The sequence below is a fragment of the Nocardia sp. NPDC004068 genome (genome assembly GCF_042874315.1).
Taxonomy (GTDB): domain Bacteria; phylum Actinomycetota; class Actinomycetes; order Mycobacteriales; family Mycobacteriaceae; genus Nocardia.
The window spans coordinates 262,829-285,085 of the sequence record NZ_JBIAMW010000004.1; the positions used below are offsets into that span (position 1 = coordinate 262,829).

Here is a 22,257-nt window from a genome sequence, read left to right on the forward strand (position 1 = left end):
TACGTCGTCCCCGCCGGTCCGGACGAGGTCCACCCCGAAGACTTGAAAGCCACGCTCGCGCAACAGCTTCCGTCCTACATGGTCCCGGTCGACTGGATGGTGCTCGACCGGCTCCCGGTCACCGCGTCCGGCAAACTGGACCGCGCCGCGCTCCCGGCCCCCGCCCGCCCCGACACCGCCTTCCGCGCACCGGAGACGGATGCGGAAATCCTGGTGGCCGAGACCTTCTCGGCCCTCCTCGGCATCGAACGAGTCGGCGCCGACGACGACTTCTTCGCCCTCGGCGGCAATTCCCTCGTCGCCACCCGGCTCATGGCCCGCCTCGCCGCGGCCACCCACATTGAACTGCCCGTCCGCGCCGTCTTCGACGACCCGACCGTGGCGGGTCTGGCCCGCGCCCTCGAGGCCGCCGAAACACACACCGCGCCAATCCCCTTGGAGCCGCAGGAGCGCGGCGAGCACGCGCCGCTCTCGATCGCCCAGCGGCGCATGTGGTTCCTCAACCGCTTCGACACCCGGGCGGGCGGCTACAACATCCCCTTCGCCCTGCGCCTCACCGGTGTCCTGCACGTTCCCGCCCTGCGCGCGGCCGTCGCCGATGTCATCGCCCGCCACGAAACCCTGCGCACCGTCTACCCCGACCGCGGCGGCGAACCGGCCCAGCTGATCCTGCCCGCCCCCGCGGTCGACCTCGCGGCAGAGGATGTGACCGCCGCCACCGCGGCCCGCCTCGTCGAGGACCTCGCCACCACCGCCTTCGACGTCACCGCCGAGGTTCCGTTGCGCGTCCGGCTACTGCGCGTCACCGACGACCCGGACGCCGCGCACCTCCTGCTGTTCGTCGTCCACCACATCGCCGCCGACGGTTGGTCCTTCGCCCCGCTGGCCCGCGATCTGGCCGCCGCCTACGCCGCCCGCGCGGCCGGGACCGCGCCCCACTGGCCCGAATTGCCCGTCCAGTACGCCGATTTCGCCCTCTGGCAGCGGCGAACCCTGGGCCGCGCCGACGATCCCGCCTCGCCCCTGGCCCGCCAGCTGCGCTACTGGATCGACCGGCTCGACGGCATCCCGGACGTGGTCGAACTGCCCGCCGACCGCCCCCGCCCCGCCGTGGCCAGCGCCCGCGCCGGAGCCGTCACCGCCCGCCTGGACCGCGAAACGCACCGGGCCATAACGGAACTCGCCGCGACCCGGCGGGCCACCCCGTTCATGGTGCTGCACGCCGCGCTGGCCGCGGTGCTGGCCCGGCTCACCGGTTCCGAGGACATCGTGATCGGCACCCCCGTCGCCGGACGCGGCGCGGCGGCGCTGGACGAGCTGGTCGGCATGTTCGTCAACACCGTCGTCCTGCGCACCCGCGTCGATCCCGCCGGGGATCTGCTCGGCCTGCTCGACCGCGTGCGCGCCGACGACCTCGCCGCCTTCGACCACGCCGCCGTCCCCTTCGAGCAACTGGTCGACGCGCTGAATCCGGTGCGCTCCCAGGCGCATTCGCCGCTCTACCAGGTCTCGCTCACCCTCCAGAACCAGACCGAGCCGGAGTTCCGCCTGGGCGATCTCGCCCTCGAGGCCGTCGATCCGGGCGTCACCCCGACCACCCTCGATCTGGACTGGACCTGCACCGACCGCTACGACGCCACCGGCGCGCCGGACGGCATCGACGTGCACGTCCAGTACGCCCGCGACCTGTTCGACGAGGCGACCGTCCTCGGCTTCCTCGCCGCCGTCGAACGCATGGTGCGGGCCCTGGTCCACGCGCCGCACACCCCCGTCGGCGACGTCGACCTGCTCACCCCCGCCGAGCGCGAGCTGGTGCTGTCCCGCCCCAACGCCACCGCCCACCCCGTGCCGCGCGAAACCCTGGGCGATCTCCTCGACCGCCGCGCCGCCGCCACCCCGCACGCCGTCGCGGCGGTGTTCGAGGGCGCGTCGCTGACCTACGCCGAACTGGATGCCCGCTCGAACCGCTTGGCGCGCGGCCTGATCCGCGCGGGCGTCGGCCCCGACACCATTGTCGGCCTCGCCGCGCACCGCTCCCTCGACATGCTGGTGGCCCTGTTCGCCGTCGTGAAGGCGGGCGGCGCCTACCTGCCCGTCGACCCCGCGCACCCGGTGGAACGCATCATCCAGGTGCTCGGCACCGCCGAGGCGGAACTGGTCCTGCTGGCCGGGGGCGCGACGCTTCCGCCGCTTCCCGGGATACGGCTGCTCACGATCGACGAAAGTGTCTGCGGTGCAGGCGATTCCGCGACCGTCACCGATGCCGATCGGCGCGCCCCGCTGCGCCCCGACAACCTCGCCTACGTCCTGTTCACCTCCGGCTCGACCGGCGCGCCCAAGGGCGTCGCCACCAGCCACCGCGCCATCGTCAACCAATTGCACTGGCTGCGTGCGCGGTACGACGTCACCGCCGCCGACCGCGTCATGCAACGCGCCCCGCTGACCTTCGACGTCTCGGTGTGGGAATGCTTCCTGCCCGCCCTGGTCGGCGCGACCCTGGTGATTCCCAAGCCCGGCGGACACCTGGATCTGGACTATCTGGCCGGGCTGATCCGCGACCACGAGATCAGCTTCGCCGAACACGTGCCGTCGGTGCTGGCCGCCCTCGTGGCCGAGGGCCGCGGCGAGGTGCTGCGCTCGTTCCGGCACCTGCACTGCGGCGGCGAAGCGCTGCCGCCGGAACTGCTGACCGCCCTGCGGCGCTACGTCGGTGGGGCCGTCCACAATGCCTACGGCCCCACCGAGGCCGCCATCTCCACGATCTTCCACGAATTCGGCGACGGCGACGCGGGCGGCCTCGAGGTCCCCATCGGGCGGCCCTGCTGGAACACCCGCGCCTACGTGCTCGACGCCCGGCTGCGGCCGGTGCCGTTGGGCGTGACGGGTGAGCTGTATCTGGCGGGCGATCAACTGGCCCGCGGTTATCAGGGCCGCGGCGCGCTCACCGCGGAACGGTTCGTCGCCGACCCCTTCGGGGTTCGAGACGGCGGCCGCATGTACCGCACCGGCGATCTGGCCCGCTGGAACCGCGCCGGGGAGCTGGTGTACCTGGGCCGCAACGACTTCCAGGTCAAGGTGCGCGGTCAGCGCATCGAACTCGGCGAGATCGAGGCCGCCCTCACCACCGTGCCCGGCGTCACCCACGCCGCCGTCGTCGTGGCCGCCGACAGCACCGGGACCGACTGCCTCGTCGGCTACGTCAGCGGCGCCGAGACCGCGTCGCGCGTGCTCGCGCGGCTGCGGGACCTGTTGCCCGGCTACATGATTCCCGCGCATCTGGTGGTGCTCGACGAGATGCCGCGCACTGCGGTCGGCAAACTGGACCGCAAGGCCCTGCCCGCCGTCGAATTCACCCGCGCCGCCGACGATTTCCGCGCCCCTGCCGAGGGCGCCGAAGCCGTGCTCGCCGCGATCGTCGCCGAACTGCTCGGCGGCGCGACCCCGGTCGGCGCGACCGACGACTTCTTCGCGCTCGGCGGCAACTCGCTACTCGCCATGCGCCTGATCGCCCGCGCCAACGCCGCCCTCGGCGCCGACCTGAGCGTGCGCGAGGTGTTCGAGACCCCGGCCGTCGCCGGACTCGCCGCCCGCGCGCTGCGCTCCGCGTCCGCACCGGCCCCCGCCCTCGTGCCCGTCGCCCGCCCCGCGCGAATCCCGTTGGCCCCGGCCCAGACCCGGATCTGGCTGCTGAACCGGCTCGACCCCGCCTCCCCGGTCTACAACATCCCCCTCGCGTTGCGCCTGACCGGCAACCTCGACGAGGACGCGCTGCGGGCGGCCGTGCACGACATCCTGGAACGGCACGAATCGCTGCGCACGATCTTCCCCGACGACGCGGAGGGGCCATACCAGGTGGTGCTCGCCACCGCGGACCTGCCGCCGCTCGCCCCCCACGCCCGGCCCGCCGGATCGGCACCGGCCGACGCCGCCGCCGAGGTCGCCGCGCGCGGATTCGACCTGCGCGTCGAACCGCCCGTCCGGGTCGCGCTGCTCCGCGTCGACCGCGACGACCACATCCTGGTCGTCGTCGTGCACCACATCGCCGCCGACGGCGTGTCGACCGGCCCGCTGGCCCGGGACCTCATGACCGCCTACGTCGCCCGCGCCGCGGGCCACGCCCCCGACTGGGCGCCGCTGCCGGTGCAGTACGCCGACTTCACGCTGTGGCAACGCGACCTGCTGGACTCCGTGCTGGCCGACCAACTCGCCCACTGGCGCACCACCCTCGCCGGACTTCCCCCGGTCCTGGAACTACCCGCCGACCGCCCGCGCCCACCGGTGGCCTCCGGGCGCGGCGCGGGCGTCGAATTCGATCTGGACGCCGAGATCACCACAGCCCTGGGCGAATCGGCGCGGCGCGACGGCACCTCGGTGTTCATGGTCGTGCACGCCGCCTTCGCGGCCCTGCTGGCCCGGCTGGCCGGAACCGAGGACATCGCCGTCGGCACCCCCATCGCCGGGCGCGCCCACGCCGAACTCGACGATCTGGTCGGCATGTTCGTCAACACCCTCGTGCTGCGCACCGCCGTGCCGCTCGCGGCCACCTTCACCGAACTGCTCACCGCGGTGCGCGCCGCCGACGTGCGCGCCTTCGCCCACGCCGACATTCCGTTCGACGTGCTGGTCGAGGACCTGAATCCGGTACGCTCCCCGGCCTATTCGCCGCTGGTGCAGGTGCTGCTCACCTTCGAACACCGCGACGACACCGTGCTGCGGCTGCCCGGCCTCGCGGTGAGCGGCGTGCCGATGCCGAACACCACGGCCCAGTTCGACCTGTCGCTGGCCCTCGCCGAATACGCCACCCCCGACGGCGACGCCCTGCACGCCGTGCTGCGCTACGCCACCGACCTGTTCGACGCCCCGACCGCGCGCGCCTTCGCCCGCCGCTTCACCCGCGTGCTGCGCGCGGCCGTGGCCGACCCCGAGATCCGGATCGGCGATATCGACCTGCTCGACGACGACGAACGGGTCCGGGTGCTGCACACCTGGAACGACACCCGCCACCCGATCGACGGAAACCCCACGCTCGCTTCGATGTTCGCCACCCGCGCCGCCGACAGCCCGGACGCCCCCGCGGTGACATTCGACGGCGAGACGCTGACCTACGCGCGATTCGCCGCGCGCGTGCACCGGCTCGCCCGCCACCTGATCGCGCTCGGCGTGGGGCCGGGCGATGTGGTCGCCCTGCCGCTGCGCCGCTCCCTGGACCTGGTGCTCGGCGTGTACGCGGTGATCACCGCGGGCGCGGCCTATCTGCCGCTCGACCCCGACCACCCGCGGGAGCGCAACCGGCACGTCCTCGCGACCGCGCGCCCCGCGCACATCCTCGCCGACCTCGATATCGACCTGTCCGGGTATTCCGCCGAACCGGTCACCGACGCCGACCGCCGCACCTCGCTGCGACCCGCCCACCCCGCCTACGTCATCTTCACCTCCGGTTCGACCGGCAGGCCGAAGGGCGTGGTCGTCCCGCACGCGGCCATCGTGAACCGGCTGGTGTGGATGCAGTCCGCCTACGGCCTCACCGCCGCCGACGTCGTCCTGCACAAGACCCCCGCCACCTTCGACGTGTCGGTGTGGGAACTGTTCTGGCCCTTGCAGATCGGCGCGCGCCTCGTCGTGGCGGCCCACGACGGCCATCGTGATCCGGCCTACCTGGCCCGGCTCATCGCCGCCGAACGGGTGACCACCCTGCATTTCGTGCCCGCCATGCTCGCCGCCTTCCTCCAGACCGGCCACGCCCACGCCGACACCACGCTGCGGCAGGTGTTCTGCTCGGGTGAGGCGCTGCCCGCCGACACCGCCCGGCGACTGCGGGCGGCCACCGGCTGTCGCCTGCACAACCTGTACGGCCCGACCGAGGCGGCCGTGGACGTCACCTGCCACGAGGTCACCGACGCCGACACCGACTCGGTGCCGATCGGCGCGCCGGTCTTCAATACCGCTGTGCGCGTGCTGGATTCGCGGTTACGGCCGGTGCCGGTCGGCGTGGCGGGCGAGTTGTACCTCGCGGGCGTCCAGCTGGCCACCGGCTACCTCGGCCGCCCCGAGCTGACCGCCGAACGGTTCGTGGCCGACCCCTTCGGCGACTCCGAAAGGCTCTACCGCACCGGCGATCTCGCGCGCTGGACCGACGCGGGGGAGCTGGAGTATCTGGGCCGCACCGACTTCCAGCTGAAGCTGCGCGGCCTGCGCATCGAACCCGGCGAGATCGAGGCCGCGCTCACCGCCACCGACGCCGTCACCCAGGCGATCGTGACCGTCTCCGGCGATCGGCTCGTCGCCCATGTGGTCGGCGCGGCAGCCGATCCGGCCGCGCTGCGCGACCACCTCGCCACCGTGCTGCCCGAGTACATGGTCCCGGCCGCGATCGTCGTCCTCGACGCCCTCCCGCTCGGCCCCACCGGCAAGATCGATCGCCGCGCCCTGCCCGAACCGCCCGCCGAGACCCGCGCCTACCGGCCCCCGGCCACCGCCCTCGAACGTCTCGTCGCCGAAACCGTCGCCGACCTGCTGGGACTCGACCGCGTGGGCCGCGACGACGACTTCTTCGCGCTCGGCGGCAACTCCCTGCTCGCCACCCGGCTCATCGCCCGTCTCGGCGCGGATCTGCCCGTGCGCATCGTCTTCGAGGCGAGGACCGTCGCCGCGCTGGCTGAACGAATCCCGTTGGCGCACAACGAGACCGTGCCCGGACCCAGCGCCCGGCCGCCCGCCGACCTGGAACCGCTCGCACCCGCCCAGCAGCGCCTGTGGTTCCTCAACCGCCTCGATCCGGACGAGACCGCGCACCTCGTCCCGGTCGTGCTGCGCCTGACCGGCGATCTCGACCGGGCCGCGCTGCGCGCCGCCGTCGCCGATGTCGTCGCCCGCCACGACACCCTGCGCACGGTCTATCCGGACGTCGACGGCGTCGGATACCAGCGCGTCCTACACGCCACCACCGTGCCCGACATCGTCGCGGTCCCCGCCGCCGAACTCGTCGCATTCGTCGCCGCCCCCTTCGACGTCACCGCCGCGGTGCCGCTGCGGATCGGCCTCGTCACCGTGCGCGCCGACGAGCACCTGCTGGCCCTGGCGGTGCACCACATCGCCGCGGACGGCTTCTCCCTCGGCCCGCTCGCCCGCGACCTCGCCGCCGCCTACGCCGCCCGCCGCACCGGCGCCGCGCCGCACTGGCCCGCCCTGCCCGTCCGCTACGCCGACTACGCGCACTGGCGGCGCGAAACCCTCGGCGAGGAAACCGATTCCGGCACTCCCGCGGCGCGGCAGCTGGCCTACTGGCGAGAGGCGTTGCGCGGCTTGCCCGCTCATCTGGATCTGCCCACCGACCGTCCCCGCCCGGCCGTGGCGAGCCACGCCGCCGCGGCGGTCACCGTCCCGCTCGAACCCGGCCTGCGCGCCGGAATCGACGCGCTCGCGGCCTCGTTCGCGGTCACCCCGTTCATGGTCCTGCACGCGGCCCTCGCCGCGCTGCTGGCCCGGCTGTCGGGCAGCGCCGACATCGCGATCGGCACGCCGATCGCCGGGCGCGGCCGCCCCGAACTCGACGATCTGGTCGGCATGTTCGTCAACACCCTCGTGCTGCGCACCCCCGTCGCCGAGACCGGGACCTTCGCCGCCCTGCTCGACGCCGTCCGCACCACCGATCTGGACGCCTTCGCCCACGCCGACCTCCCCTTCGAACGGCTCGTCGAGGCCCTGGACCCGCCGCGCTCCCAGGCCCACCATCCGCTGTTCCAGGTGGCGCTGTTCTTCCAGAACCTCACCCCCGTGGCGATCGAACTGCCCGGCCTCACCGTGACCGAGGCCGAATTCGACCGGGAGACAACCCGATTCGACCTCCAGGTGACCGTGGACGATCGGACGCTGCGCTGCACCTACGCCACCGACCTGTTCGACGAACCCACCGTGGCCCTGCTGGCGGTCCGGCTCGTGCGGACACTGCGCGCCGCCGTCGCCGACCCGGACCGCGTCGTCGGCGACATCGACCTGTTCGACACCGGCGAACGTCACCGCGTCGTGGTCGACTGGAACGACTCCGCGCACCTCGCGTTCGCCCCCGAAACCCTGCTCGACGAATTCGAGGCCCAGGCCGCCGCCACCCCCGACCGCGTCGCCGTGCGCTACGCGGACACGCTGCTCACCTACGGACAACTCGAGCGCCGCGCCCACCGGCTCGCCCGGCACCTCATCGACCTCGGGGTCGGCCCGGAAACGCTGGTGGCCCTGGCCCTGCCGCGCTCGATCGACCTGGTCGTCGCCCTCTACGCCGTCCTCGCCGCGGGCGGGGCGTACGTGCCGATCGACCCCGACCACCCCGCCGCGCGCATCGCCCACATCCTCGGCGTCGCCCGCCCGCTGCGCGTGCTCACTACCACCGCCGCCGCGCCCGCGGGCGTCGCCGATCCGCTGTATCTCGATCGGCTCGACCTGTCGGACCGCTCCGACGCCCCGATCACCGACGCCGACCGGCGCGCGCCGCTGCGGCCCGCGCATCCGGCCTACGTGATCTTCACCTCCGGTTCGACCGGAAAACCCAAGGGCGTCAGCGTGTCCCACGCGGCCATCGTCAACCAGATGACCTGGATGCAGGCGCACTACGGGCTGACCGAGGACGACGTCTACCTCCAGAAGACCGCCACCACCTTCGACGTGTCGCTGTGGGGCTGGTTCCTGCCGCTGCGCGTCGGGGCGACGCTGGTCCTCGCCACCCCCGACGGCCACCGCGACCCCGCCTACCTGGCCGAGCTCATCGCCCGGCACCGCGTCACCACCACCGATTTCGTGCCGTCCATGCTCAGCGCCTTCGCCGCCGTGGCGGACCCCGCCGCGCTCGGATCGCTGCGGCGGGTCTTCGTGATCGGCGAGGCCCTTCCCGCCGAGACCGTGCGCGCCTTCGCCGCCCTGACACCCGCCCGCCTGCACAACCTGTACGGGCCCACCGAGGCCGCGGTCAGCATCACCTACCGCGACGTCACCGGCGACACCGCGCGGCCCGTCGCGCCGATCGGGCGGCCGGAGTGGAACAGCCGGGTCTACGTGCTGGATTCGCGGCTGCGGCCCACGCTGCCCGGGGTGCCGGGCGAACTGTATCTGGCGGGCGCGCAACTGGCCCGCGGCTACCACGGCCGACCCGATCTCACCGCGGACCGCTTCGTGGCGAATCCCTTCGGCGCGCCCGGGGAGCGCATGTACCGGACCGGCGACGTCGTGCGCTGGGGCCACGACGGCGACCGGCCCGAACTGATCTATCTGGGCCGCACCGACTTCCAGGTGAAACTGCGCGGCCAGCGCATCGAACTCGGTGAGATCGAGGCCGCGCTCGGCGCCGCGCCCGGCGTCACCCAGGCCGCCGCCCGGGTCGTCGCCACCGCCACCGGCGACCGGCTCGTCGGCTACCTCACCGGCACCGGCGTCGACCTCGCCGAGGTGCGGACCACTGCCGCGCGGCTGCTGCCGTCCTACATGATCCCCGCCGCCTACGTGGTGCTGGACGCCTTCCCGCTCAACGCCTCCGGCAAGCTCGACCGCGCGGCGCTGCCCGATCCGGTGCTCGACCGGACCGCCTACCGCGCGCCGGACACGCCCGCCGAGATCGCGGTGGCCGAGGTCTACGCCGAGGTGCTCGGCGTCGAACCGGTCGGGGCCGACGACGACTTCTTCGATCTGGGCGGCAACTCCCTCATCGCCACCCGGGTGCTCGCCCGGCTGGGGGAGCGGCTGGGCCGCCGCATCCCCGTACGACGGCTGTTCGAGACGCCCGTGGTGCACGCGCTGGCCGCTGCGATCGCCGCCGACGCCACCGAAACCCTGCCGCCGTTGACGAGTGGCCCACGGCCGCAACGCATTCCGCTGGCACCGGCGCAGCACGGCATGTGGGTGGCCAATCGCCTCGACCCCACCTCCCCGGCGCACAACATCCCCGTCGCCGTCCGCGTCCTCGGCGAAATCGACCACGCCGCACTGGGTTCCGCGTTCCTGGACGTGGTGGCCAGGCACGAGCCGCTGCGCACGATCTATCCGGCGGACGCCGACGGCACACCCCGGCAGGTGATCCTCGCCCCCGGCGACACCGGCCTCACCCTCGAGCTCGAGACCGTCGCATCCGTGGAGGACCGGATCGCCGAATTCCTCGCCGACGGATTCGACGTGGCCGCGGCGGTGCCCGTCCGCGCGGTGCTGCTGCGCGAATCGGAGACCAGCCACGTCCTCGTCGCGGTGCTGCATCACATCGCCGCCGACGGCTACTCGATGAATCCGCTGCTGCGCGACCTGATCTCGGCCTACCTGGCGCGCCGCACGGGCGCCGCCCCGGCCTGGTCGCCGCCGCCCGTGCAGTACGCCGACTACACCCTGTGGCGGCATCGCGTGCTCGACACCCTCGCCGAGACGCAACTCGCCTTCTGGCGCGAGCGCCTGCGCGACCTGCCCGAGGACGTCGCGCCGCCCGCCGACCGCCCCCGCCCGCCCGTCGCGAGCAAACGCGGCGCGGTCGTGCGCGGCCGCGTCGGCGGCGACCTCGGCGCGCGGATCCACGACCTCGCGCGCACCCACCGGGCCACCCCGTTCATGGTGCTGCACGCCGCGCTGGCCGTCCTGCTGGCCCGGCTAACCGGCTCCGGCGACATCGTCATCGGCACTCCCGTCGCCGGGCGCGGCGCGGCCGCCCTGGACGAGCTGGTCGGCATGTTCGTCAACACGGTCGTGCTGCGCGGCCGGGTCGACGGCGCAGAGTCGTTCGCGGCGCTGCTGGACCGGGTGCGCGACGAGGACGTGGCCGCGCTCGCCCACGCCGAGGTGCCCTTCGATCGCGTGGTCGAGGCGCTCGGCGTCGCGCCCGATCCGGCCCGGCATCCGCTGTTCACCGTCGCGCTGAGCTATCTGGAATCGGCCGGATCCGGCGCGCATCCGCTCGCGCACGCCCACGCCGTCCCGGGCCTGGTGCTGGAACCGGTGCCCTTCGACGAACCGGTGGCACGGTTCGACCTCCAGTTCACCGTCGGCGGCGAACCGGACGGCGACGGCCATCTGACGGTCGAATTGGCCTACGCCACCGACCTTTACGACGCCGCCACCGCCGCGGCCCTGCTGCGCCGCTTCGGCCGCGTCCTCGGCGCGGTCACCGCCGATCCGGACGCCGCCGTGGCCGGGATCGACATCCTCGCCCCCGTCGAACGCGCCCGCGTCCTGGGTCGCCGGGGCCCGGCCCCGGTTCCGCCGCGCACGCTGGCCGAACTCATGGCCGCCGCCGTCGCGCGGAATCCGCTGGGCGTGGCCGTCGTCGACGGCGACCGCGAACTCACCTACCGTGAGCTGGACGAGCGCTCCGCGGCGCTGGCCCGGCTGCTGGCCGCGCGCGGCGTCGGCCCGGAGGACTTCGTCGCGGTGGCCGTGCCCCGCTCGGCCGAATCGCTGCTCGCCGTGTGGGCCGTCGCCAAGGCCGGGGCCGCGTTCGTCCCCGTCGACCCGACCTATCCGCGCGACCGGATCGCGCACATGCTCACCGATTCCGGTGCGCCGCTGGGCATCACGGTCCCGCACTGCCGCGCCGCGCTCCCCGGCGACATCGACTGGATCATCCTGGACGAGACCGTGGGCGACGTCGCGGGACCGGACCCGAAACCCGTTGTGCGCCTGCGCAATCCTGCCTGGATGGTGTACACCTCCGGCTCCACCGGCGTCCCGAAGGGCGTCGTCGCCACCCACGCCGGAATCGCGGGCGTCGCCGCGGCCCAACGGGACCGCTACGCGGTGACCGCCGACTCGCGCGTATTGCACGTGGCCTCACCGAGTTTCGACGCCGCCATGCTGGAACTGCTGCTCGCGCTGGCGGCGGGCGCCACCCTCGTGGTCGCCCCGCCCGGCGGCTACGGCGGCGACGAACTCACCGCGCTGCTGCGCGATCGGCGGGTCACCCACGCCTTCCTCACCCCGGCCGTGCTGCGCACCCTCGACCCCGCCGCCGTGCCCGAACTGCGCCGCCTCACCGTCGGCGGCGAGTCCTACGGCCCGGACCTGGTCGAGCGCTGGGCACCCGGCCGCCGCTTCCACAACACCTACGGACCCACCGAGACCACGATCATCACCACGATCAGCGCCGCGCTGACCCCCGGCGGCGACTTCGACATGGGCGCACCCATTCCCGGCATGTCCGCGGTGATCCTCGACGACCGGCTGCGGCCGGTGCCCGACGGGGTGACCGGCGAACTGTATCTGCGCGGCCCCGGCGTGGCGCGCGGCTATCACGCCCGGCCCGGACTGACCGCGGCGCGCTTCGTCGCCGATCCCTTCGGCGGCCCCGACTCCCGGCTGTACCGGACCGGCGATCTGGCCCGCTGGGCGCCGCGCCCGGACGGTCCGGTCCTCGAATACGCGGGCCGCGGCGACGATCAGGTGAAGGTGCGCGGCCTGCGCATCGAACTCGGCGAGATCGACGCGGTCCTCACCGCGCACGACGCCGTCGGCTTCGCGGTGACCGTCGGCCACGCCGATGCCGCGGGCGCGACCGCCCTGGTGTCGTATGTCGTTCCCGCCGAGGGGAAGACGATCGACACCGACGAACTCACCGCGTTCGCCGCCCGCTCGCTGGCCGCCTACATGGTGCCCGCCGCGATCACCGTGCTCGACGCCGTACCGCTGACCCCCGTGGGCAAGGTGGACCGGAGGGCATTGCCGGAACCGGTGTTCCGCGCCGCCGAATTCCGCGCGCCCGCACCGGGACCCGAACGCGTCGTGGCCGATGTCGTCGCCGAGGTGCTCGGCCGCGCACCCGATCGCGTTGGGGCGGCCGACGACTTCTTCGCCCTCGGCGGGAACTCGCTCACCGCGACCCGGGTGGCGGCCCGGCTCACGGCCCGTCTCGGCGTCGCGGTCGGTGTGCGCGTGATCTTCGAACACCCCACGGTGGCGGCCCTGGCGGCGGCCGTGGGCGCGGACGCCACCGCGGCGCGCCCGCCCCTGACCCGGCGGACGCACCCCGGACCGGTGCCGCTGTCGCTGGCGCAGCAGCGCATGTGGCTGCTCAATCGGATCGATCGCCACTCCGACGCCTATCACATCCCGCTGGCCGTGCGGCTGGTCGGCGACCTCGACGTGGCCGCGCTCGACGCCGCCCTGGGCGATGTCGTCGCCCGGCACGAGGTGCTGCGCACCACCTACCCGATGACCGACGACGGACCGGTGCAGGTCGTGCTGCCGCCCGCCGCCGCGGGCACGCCCACCCTCACCGCCGTCGAGATCCCCGCCGCCGATCTGCCGGTGGCCGTCGCCGATCTCGTCGCCGAGGGTTTCGACGTGACGGCCGGAGTTCCGTTGCGCGCCAGGCTGTTCGCGCCCGTCGCCGCCGACGCCGCGCACGAACACGTGCTGGTGGTGGTGATCCACCACATCGCCGCCGACGGGTCCTCGCTGGCTCCGCTGGCCCGCGACGTGATGACCGCCTACACGGCCCGCCTGCACGGCCGCGCGCCGGACTGGGCGCCGCTGCCGGTGCAGTACCGCGACTACAGTGTCTGGCAGCGCGAGATCCTCGGCGCCGAGGAGGACCCCGATTCCCTCGTCGCCCGCCAGATCGCCTTCTGGCGAACCGAATTGGCGGATCTGCCCACCCAGCTCGAGCTGCCCGCGGATCGACCGCGCCCCGTCGTATTGTCCACGCGCGGAAAGCATCTCGACTTCACCGTCGACGCCGAACTGCACGCGGGACTGACCGAGCTGGCGCGGGCGCACGGGGTCACGCTGTTCATGGTGGTGCAGGCGGCCTTCGCGGTGCTGTTGGCGCGGCTGTCCGGCGGCACCGACATCGCGGTCGGCACCCCGGTCGCCGGGCGCGGGGACGCCCAACTCGACGATGTGGTCGGCATGTTCGTCAACACCCTGGTGCTGCGCACCCCGGTCGATCCCGCCGCCGATTTCACCGCCCTGCTCGACCGGGTGCGCCGCGCCGACGTGGCCGCCTTCGAACACGCCGACGTTCCCTTCGAGCGGCTCGTCGAGGTGCTCAACCCGGAACGCTCCACCGCCCGGCACCCGCTGTTCCAGGTCGGCTACTCCTTCCACAACCAGACCGCGGTCGATTTCACGCTCGCCGGACTCACCGCGACCGCGGCCGATTTCGACTCCGAGGTGTCCCAGGTCGATCTGCATCTGGTGGTCACCGATCGGTATGGCGAGGACGGGACCCCGGCGGGTCTGGCCGCCTCCTTCACCTACGCCACCGCCCTGTTCGACGAATCCACCGTCGCCGGATTCGCCGGGCGGCTGCACCGCCTGCTCGCCGCGGTCCGCGCGAATCCCGCTGTGCTCGTGGGCGATCTGCCGATCCTCGACGCCGCCGAGGCCGAGCGGTTGCTGACGGTCTGGAATCCGCCCGCACCGGTTGCGCCGCCGCAGACGCTGCCCGCCGCCTTCGAGGCGCAGGCCGCGCGGACCCCGGGGGCGATCGTGGTCGAGGACGGCGCGACCGCGCTCACCTACGCGGAGTTCGCGGCCCGCGTGCACCGGCTCGCCCGCGTCCTCGTCGAATTCGGCGTTGCCCCGGAAACGCGTGTGGCGCTGGCGATTCCGCGCAGCGCCGACCTGTTGGTGGCCATGTACGCGGTGGTGTCGGCGGGCGGCGCGTACGTGCCGCTCGACCCGGACCATCCGGCCGACCGCACCGCCGCGGTACTCGCGGCCGCCCGGCCCGCACTGGTGTTGACCGCCGCGGCGCATCCCATGCCGCTGCCCGCGGAACACCCTGCGACACTGGATATCTCGTCCGTCCCGGGCGGTGCCGATCCGGGTCCGCTGACGGACGCGGATCGGCGCGCGCCGCTGCGCCCGGACCACACCGCCTACGTCATCTTCACCTCCGGTTCGACCGGCACCCCGAAGGGCGTGGCCGTCCCCCATGCCGCCGTCACCCACGAATTGACCTGGATGCAGGACGAATACGCGCTCGACGCCGACGACGCCGTGCTGCTGGCGACCTCGGCGGCGTTCGACCTGTCGATCTGGGAGTACTGGTGGGCCCCGCGCACCGGCGCGCGCGTGGTGGCCGCACCCGCTGGCGCGCAACGGGATCCGCGAGGTCTGCTGAGCCTTGTGGATCGGGCCGGGGTCACCACCCTCACCCTGGTGCCGTCGCTGCTCGCCATGCTCGCGGAGGTCGCGGGGGAGCGGCTGCCGGAGAGCCTGCGCCGCGTCCTGGTGATCGGCGAGGCGCTGCCCGCCGCCACCGCCGACCGGGTGCGCGCTCTGACCGACGCGCGGCTGGACAACCTCTACGGCCCCACCGAGGCGGCCGTCTCGGTGACCCGCCACCGCGTCACCGCGGCCACCCCGTATCCGACCGTCCCCATCGGCACCCCGCAGACCGGGGTCCGGGTGTACGTGCTCGACGACCGCCTGCATCCGGTCCCGGCCGGGGTGATCGGCGAACTGTATCTCGGTGGGCCGCAACTGGCCCGCGGCTACCTCGGCCGGTCCGCCGCCACCGCCGAACGGTTCGTGGCCGACCCCTTCGGGGTTCAGGAGAGCGCCGCTGGCGACCAGGAAAGCGCCGCTGGCGAGCACAAGAGCGCCGCCGGTGAGATCGGCGGACGGCTCTACCGCACCGGCGATATGGTCCGCTGGACCGCCGACGGCGACCTGCGCTACGTCGACCGCCGCGACTTCCAGGTGAAGGTGCGCGGCTACCGCATCGAACTCGCCGAGATCGAACACGCCCTGCGCGCGCATCCCGTGGTCGCCGAGGCGGTCGTGGCCGCGCACACGGATCAACTCGTCGGCTGGTACACCGCCACCGATCGGATCGAACCCGACGGCCTGCGGACCGCGCTGGCCGCCACCCTGCCCGGTTACATGGTGCCCCGGCACCTGATCCGGCTCGACGCGCTGCCCCGCACCGCCAACGGCAAGATCGACCGCGCCGCCCTCCCGGCACCGCGCCCGGTCGCCACCGAAAACCGCGCAGCCGCAACGGAACTCGAGGAACTTGTCCGCGCCACCGTCGCCGACGTGCTCGGCGTGGCGCGAATCAGCATGGACGACAACTTCTTCGAACACGGCGGCAACTCGCTGCTCGCCACCCGGCTGAGCGTGCGGCTGAGCGCCGCACTGGCCGAACAGGTTCCGCCGCTGTGGGTGTTCCTCGCGCCGACCCCGGCCGGGCTGGCCGCCCAGCTCGAGGCCCGCCGAGCGGGCCGGGCCCGTGTCGACGCCGACGCCGCCTTCGACGTGCTGCTGCCGCTGCGCACCACCGGAAGCCGCGCACCGCTGTTCTGTATCCACCCGGCGGGCGGCGTGGCGTGGTCCTTCGCGGGCCTGGCCGCCCACGTCGAGGACCGCCCGATCTACGGTCTGCAATCACCGGCGCTGAACGCGGCCGCGCCGCCGCCGGATTCGATCGAGGCGTGGGCCCGCCGCTACGTCCGCGAGATCCGGGCCGTCCAACCCGAGGGTCCCTACCATCTGCTCGGCTGGTCGCTGGGCGGCGTCCTCGCCCACGCCATCGCCGTCCAACTCCAGGACGAGGGGCAGCGGGTGGCGCTGCTGGCGGTCATGGACAGCGCGCTGCGCGTCGACCCGGACGCGACCGCCGCCGTCCCGCTCGCCGATCTGGCCGGGGGACTGCTCGGCGACGCCGCCGCGGACACCGACGCGGTCCTCGACCCGGCCGGGCTCACCGCCCGCCTCGCGGCCCTGCCCGAACCGTTCGCCTCCTTCGGCGTCGACCGTCTCGAGCGGGTACTCGCCGACGGCCTGCGCTCGCTGACGCTGATCGCCCGCTACCGGCCCCGCCCGTTCAAGGGCAACGTGCTGTATTTCACCGCCGCACACGACGATCCGACCGGCGCCACGGGCGCGGGCGAATGGCTCGACGCCGTATCCGGCACCGTCCACAACCACGCCACCCCGGCGACCCACTGGCGGATGACCTCCGGCGCCGCCCTGGAACGCGTCGGCCGCGTCCTGTCCGCGCACTGGGAGTCCATCGATGGATGACGACGACCCGCCCTGCTACGTGCTGATCGACGCCGACGGCCGCCCCACGGTATGGCCCGCCTTCGCGGCCGTTCCCGGCGGTTGGACCGTCGCGCACGGCCCGGCCCCGCGCTCGGACTGCCTCGACTACGCCGAAACCCACTGGACCGCCCTGCGACTGGCCGCGCTGCTCGCCGCCAGCCGCCCCGAGCCCACCTGAATCGAGCGCTCGCCCCCGCTTTATCGTCATTTTGACGATTACACTCCGATTCATGGGCAATGCTTTTCGCCTCAATGCGGCGGTCGCGGTGGAACTGGTCGTGCTCACCCTCGGCGCACGTCAGATCCCCAACGACACGCTGTGCGCCCTGCTGGTCCAACGCCTTTTCGCGCCCAATCGCGGGCGCTGGGGACTGCCCGGCGGACTGGTCCAGACCGACGAGAGCCTGTCCGCGGCGGCCGTGCGGGTCCTGCGCGAGGAGACCGGGATTCGTGGCGACCGCCTGCATCTGGAACAGCTCGCCACCTACGGCGAACCGGGTCGCGATCCGCGCGGGCGCATGATCAGCATCGCCTACCTCGCGCTGGTGCCGAATCTGCCCGCCCCGACCGCCGGACCCGAGGCCGCCGCGGCCGCCATCTGGTCGGTGGATCAGATGCTCGCCGACCGCAACCGGCTGGCCTTCGACCACCACCGCATCCTCACCGACGGCGTCGAGCGGGCCCGCGCCAAACTCGAATACACGCCGCTCGCCACCGCGTTCTGCGGGCGCGAGTTCACCGTGGCCGATCTGCGGCGGGTGTACGAGGTGATGTGGGGCACGAGCATCGATCCGCGCAACTTCCACCGAAAGGTCACCAGCACACCGGGTTTCGTGGAGGCCACCGGCCGCACCACCGCCCGCGACGGCGGCCGCCCGGCGCAGCTCTACCGGGCGGGCCCGGCGCGCGTGCTGCACCCGCCGATGCTACGACCCAATTGACCCCGACCCCTCGCTACGGCCGCGGACCGCCGAACAGCGTGACCTCCAGCAGCCGGATCACCTTGTCCTGCGGGCAGATCCGATCGTCGTGGAACGCGCGGCCCAGATCGACCACCAGGGCGAACGCCGCCTGCACCAGAATGCGGGCCTGCCCCTCGGACAGTTCGGGCCGCACCTGGACCAGCAGTTTCACCCATTCGGCCACGATCAGCCGCTGGATATTGCGCAGCACCGTGCGCTCCTCGGCGGGTACGTGCCCGAATTCGGCGTAGTAGACGAAGGTGAGCTCCCGCTCGGCGAACGAGCCCGCCACATAGAGGTCGATCAGCTTCGCCAACGCCTCCGCCGGACTGTTCGACGACGCCGTCGCCGGGCCGATCGCGCCCGAAACCCGGTCCGCCGCACGGCGGAACGCGGCGGCCAGCAGATCGCTCTTGCTGCGGTAGTACCGGTAGACCGCCGACGCCGCCGACAGATCGGCCGCCGTCGCGATGTCCTCGACGCTGACGTTCGGGTACCCGCGCTCGTGGAACAGCTCCACCGCCTTCTTCAGCAGCAGTTCGTGTTTGAACGACTGCGGTATCTCCGCCGCCCGATGGGTGTCCGAAACCGGTTCCGGCGCGGGCAGATCCGCGCGCACGATCGTCCACGCGGCCGAATTCAGCACCGCCGCCAGCGGTTTCACCGGCAGCGTGGCGTGGTGATCGCCGATGCTGCTGATCACGCTGAAGATCGCCACCGAGCGCACGCCGCGCTCGCGCCGCGACAGCTCCGGGCGCAGTTCCCCGATGAGGTCGCGCACCACCGCGACCGCCCTGGTGAATTCGCCGTCCAGCGTCTCGCGGTCGGTGTCGTCGAGATAGCGCCGCTCCCAGCGCACCAGCGCCACCGTGGGGCGGTTGGCGATCGTCTCCGCGATGACGGCGTCGATCACGTGCCCCAGCCGCCGCTCCGCGGACCACTCCGCGGCCTCCTCGGGCAGCGTCACCGCGGCCACCGTGGCACCGCTCAGCCGCAGCAGTTCCTCCCGGAACAACGCGTATTTGCTCGGGTAGTGCCGGTAGAGTGCCGCGGAGGAGATGCCCAGGCGGGTGGCGATGTCCTCCATGCTCACCCCGTGGTAGCCGAGCGAACCGAAGGCGGCCGCGGAGGTCGCGGCGATTTGTGCACGGCGATTCTTCGGGCGTCGACGGATGACCCGCTCCGGCGGATCGCCGGCGGGCTGCTCGGTCGGCTGCGCGGCCCCGCGCTGTCCTCGGCTCAAGGTGATGGCCTGTCTCTCGGTTACGGCACGTCGCGCCGGGTTCCGGCGGGCGCGCTCGGGCTGGGGAACGGCGGCGCCGTCCGCACGGGCACGGCGGCGTTCCTCGACATTCATGGTCGCTATCGTAGCGAGCAGCGGTTTTGTGACTGATCAGTGTTACCGACGGTTTCGGCGAAACCGCACTATCCGGTATCGAAACGGCATCGGTTCGTCCCGTTGTACTGGTTCGCCCGGCGGCGCGGGCCGTAGGCTCCCCCAGTCCCAACTCTCTCATCCCACCCCCGGTCGCCCGAACGGAGTACCCATGCGCACGTTGGACCTGGAACGCACCATCCAGGCGCCCATCGCCGACGTGTTCGAATGGTTGTCCGACGCCACGAATTACCAACGGGTACACCTGATTCGGCGCGTCACGCTGGTGCGTCCGGGCGATGTCGCCGAGCACGGCGTGGGCGCGGTCCGGCTGATCGTCACCCCGCTCGTGCGCGTCACCGTGCGGATCGTCGAATACGATCCGCCGCGCCTTTTCCAATACCGGATACTGAAGTCCGTTCCGCCGCTGCGGTATCAGGACGGTCTAGTCGCCTTCGCCGAAGCGGGTTCGGGCACGCGGGTGCACTGGCATTCCCAATTCGAGGTCGCCGCACCGCTTTTCGCCGGACAGTGGACGCTGGCGCTAGCGCCGATCATGTCGGTCGGCCTGCGCGGCGTGCTCGCGCGCGCCGACCTCGAGCTCCGCCGCTGACTACATCAGCCGTCGCATGAAATAGGTGAACCGCAGCGCGGTCGTGGTCGCGGACTCATCGATGTTCGCGCCGGTGCCGTGCCCGCCCTCGGAGCCCTCGTAGAACAGGTAGGGGTGGCCCTGCTCGGCGAGCTTCGCCGCGAACTTGCGGGCGTGCTGCGGGCCGACCCGATCGTCCTTGCTGGTGGTCCACAGGAACGGTTCGGGATAGGTCACTTCCGGCCGCAACTGCTGATACGGCGAGATCCGTTCGAGGAAGGCCCGCTGCGCCGGATCGTCGACGCTGCCGTACTCGCCGACCCAGGACGCGCCCGCGGCGATGTGCTCGTAGCGCAGCATGTCCAGCAGCGGGACGCCGATGTCGACGGCGTTGAACAGCTCCGGATGCTGGGTCATGGACACACCCATGAGCAGTCCGCCGTTGGAGGCCCCGGTGATGCCGAGGCGGCGGGCCGAGGTGATCTTCCGGTCGGCGAGATCGCGACTCACCGCCGCGAAGTCGTCGAAGGCCCGCTGCCGGTTGGTGGTCAGCGCCGCATCGTGCCACGCGGGCCCGAATTCGCCGCCGCCGCGAATGTTCGCCAGCGCGAACACCCCACCCCGCGACAGCCACAGCCGCCCCGTCTCCGCCCCGTAGTGCGGGGTCATGGTGGCTCCGAAACCGCCGTAGGCGTTGAGGATCGTGGGATTGGAGCCGTCGTAGGGCATATCGGCCCGATGTACGACGAAATAAGGGACCTGGGTGCCGTCGGTGGAGGTGGCCTTCAACTGTTCGACCACCAGGCCCGTCGAATCAAATTGCGGCGGAACGCTTTTCACGGGCGCGGAGGCGTTCGTCACGGTGTCGAGCCGCCACAGCGTGGGTGGTTCGAGAAAGGAGGTGACGGTCAGATAGGCCAGCCCGCTGTGATCGTCGGCCGCCGTGGCCGAGATGGTCGCGTTGTCCGGCAGGGCCAGCGGCGTCGCCGCCCACGACCCGTCCGCCCCCGGGTGGTAGACGGTGGCCCGGCCGCGCACATCGTGCAGCGACAGGACCACCACCTGGTCGCGGGTGGTCATCACATCCTCGAGCGCGTCGGCCGGGCCCGGGGTGTACACCGCCGACGGATGCGGGTGGGCGGGGTCGCGGATGAGCGCGTCGGCGTCGAGCGCGACCAGCGTTCCGGCGGGAAAGTTCGTGCCGTCCACGGCCCAATCCTGTTGCAGCGCGACCAGTATCCGCCCGGCGACCATGCCGCGCATTTCGGCCTTGGCGGGCAGCGCGAGCGCCGGGGAGCCGTCGGCGAGCAGCCGGTACTCGTGGTCGAAGAACGACGAACTGCGGTCGAGCAGGGCCACCGTGCGATTCGTGCCGTCGGTCAGCACGAGCGGCCGGGTGCTCACATCCTCCCGGGCACCGCGCCCGACCTCAACGGCGGCGTCCAGCGGACGCCCGCGCTCCCACCGCTTGACCACGTACGCGTAACCGGAACTGGTCAGCTCACCCGGCTGCCACTCCCGCCCCACCAACAGGGTGTTCTCGTCCAGCCACGACACCTCCTGCTTGCCACGCGGCAGCACGAAGCCGTCCGCGACGAATTGCCCGGTCTCGGTGTCGAATTCGCGGGCCGTGACCGCATCCTCCCCACCCTCCGACAGGATCACCAGGCACCGGGTCTGCCGGGCGGGCGCGCAGTCCACGCCCTGCCACACCCAGTTCCGCCCCTCCCCGGCGGCGAGCGCGTCCACATCCAGCACGGTGGACCAATGCGGTTGCGCCGCTTGGTAGTCGGCGACCGAGGTCTTGCGCCAGACGCCGCGCGTATGGTCGGGATCCTGCCAGAAGTTGTAGATCTCACCATGGATCACGGTCGGTGTGGGCAGCCGATCCGGCGAATTCCCGATCTCCTTGGCCGCGGCCAGATTCCCGCCCCACCGCGGATCCTGTTGCAACACCCCGAAGGTCTTGTCATTCTCCGCCCGCACCCACTCCTGCACCCGCGCGCTGTCGTTGTCCTCCAGCCACTGATTCGCATCGGTCGCCGCCGACGCGGAATCCCCACACGCCACAAGCACGATCGCGACCACCGCGACCCCGACAGCCCCGAACCACCGACCACCCATACCAACCTCCCCGAATCGTCCCCCGCCGCCTCACGGTACCGGCGCGGGCGGCCGCGCGGGCGACGACGCGCTCAGCCCGCAGACTGATCCCCACCAGCGGGAGTGACGGCGGATACGGGTGCCGCTGCCGGAACCGATGGCTCATACTTGGCCGTTCGACATCGGGCGCGGCGCACCGCACCGAGGATCGGAGA

At 72.7% G+C, this 22,257-nt stretch carries 6 protein-coding genes (1 of these 6 running past the window's edge); 4 read left to right on the plus strand and 2 right to left on the minus strand.

The annotated features are described in order from the left end of the window. The 3 genes in view from ACFYTQ_RS12140 to ACFYTQ_RS12150 are tightly spaced (at most 52 nt apart) and all read left to right on the plus strand, a layout consistent with a single transcriptional unit that may run on beyond the window. Positions 1 to 16,989 carry the 3' portion of a non-ribosomal peptide synthase/polyketide synthase gene (locus tag ACFYTQ_RS12140; RefSeq protein WP_387359697.1) on the plus strand. The gene continues 8,001 nt to the left of window position 1, outside the view, so only the last 16,989 of its 24,990 coding nucleotides appear in the window; its start codon lies off the left edge, out of view; its stop codon occupies positions 16,987 to 16,989. Next, positions 16,982 to 17,188: an MbtH family NRPS accessory protein gene (locus tag ACFYTQ_RS12145; protein WP_387359699.1), complete on the plus strand. Its 207-nt coding sequence runs from the start codon at positions 16,982 to 16,984 to the stop codon at positions 17,186 to 17,188. The genes ACFYTQ_RS12140 and ACFYTQ_RS12145 overlap by 8 nt, the downstream gene beginning before the upstream one ends. Before the next feature lie 52 nt (positions 17,189 to 17,240). Next, positions 17,241 to 17,951, plus strand: a complete 711-nt coding sequence (locus ACFYTQ_RS12150; protein ID WP_387359701.1) for an NUDIX domain-containing protein — start codon at positions 17,241 to 17,243, stop codon at positions 17,949 to 17,951. A 13-nt stretch (positions 17,952 to 17,964) separates the two neighbouring features. Here ACFYTQ_RS12150 and ACFYTQ_RS12155 read toward each other — a convergent pair whose 3' ends face one another. Next, positions 17,965 to 19,329, minus strand: a complete 1,365-nt coding sequence (locus ACFYTQ_RS12155; protein ID WP_387359703.1) for a TetR/AcrR family transcriptional regulator — start codon at positions 19,327 to 19,329, stop codon at positions 17,965 to 17,967. A 190-nt stretch (positions 19,330 to 19,519) separates the two neighbouring features. Between ACFYTQ_RS12155 and ACFYTQ_RS12160 the strand changes: the two genes are divergently transcribed. After that, positions 19,520 to 19,960 (plus strand): SRPBCC family protein, encoded by a 441-nt coding sequence (locus tag ACFYTQ_RS12160; RefSeq protein WP_387359705.1) that lies wholly within the window; start codon positions 19,520 to 19,522, stop codon positions 19,958 to 19,960. Here ACFYTQ_RS12160 and ACFYTQ_RS12165 read toward each other — a convergent pair whose 3' ends face one another. Next, positions 19,961 to 22,063, minus strand: coding sequence for a prolyl oligopeptidase family protein (locus ACFYTQ_RS12165; RefSeq protein ID WP_387359707.1), 2,103 nt, complete (start codon positions 22,061 to 22,063; stop codon positions 19,961 to 19,963). Positions 22,064 to 22,257 lie beyond the last annotated feature (194 nt).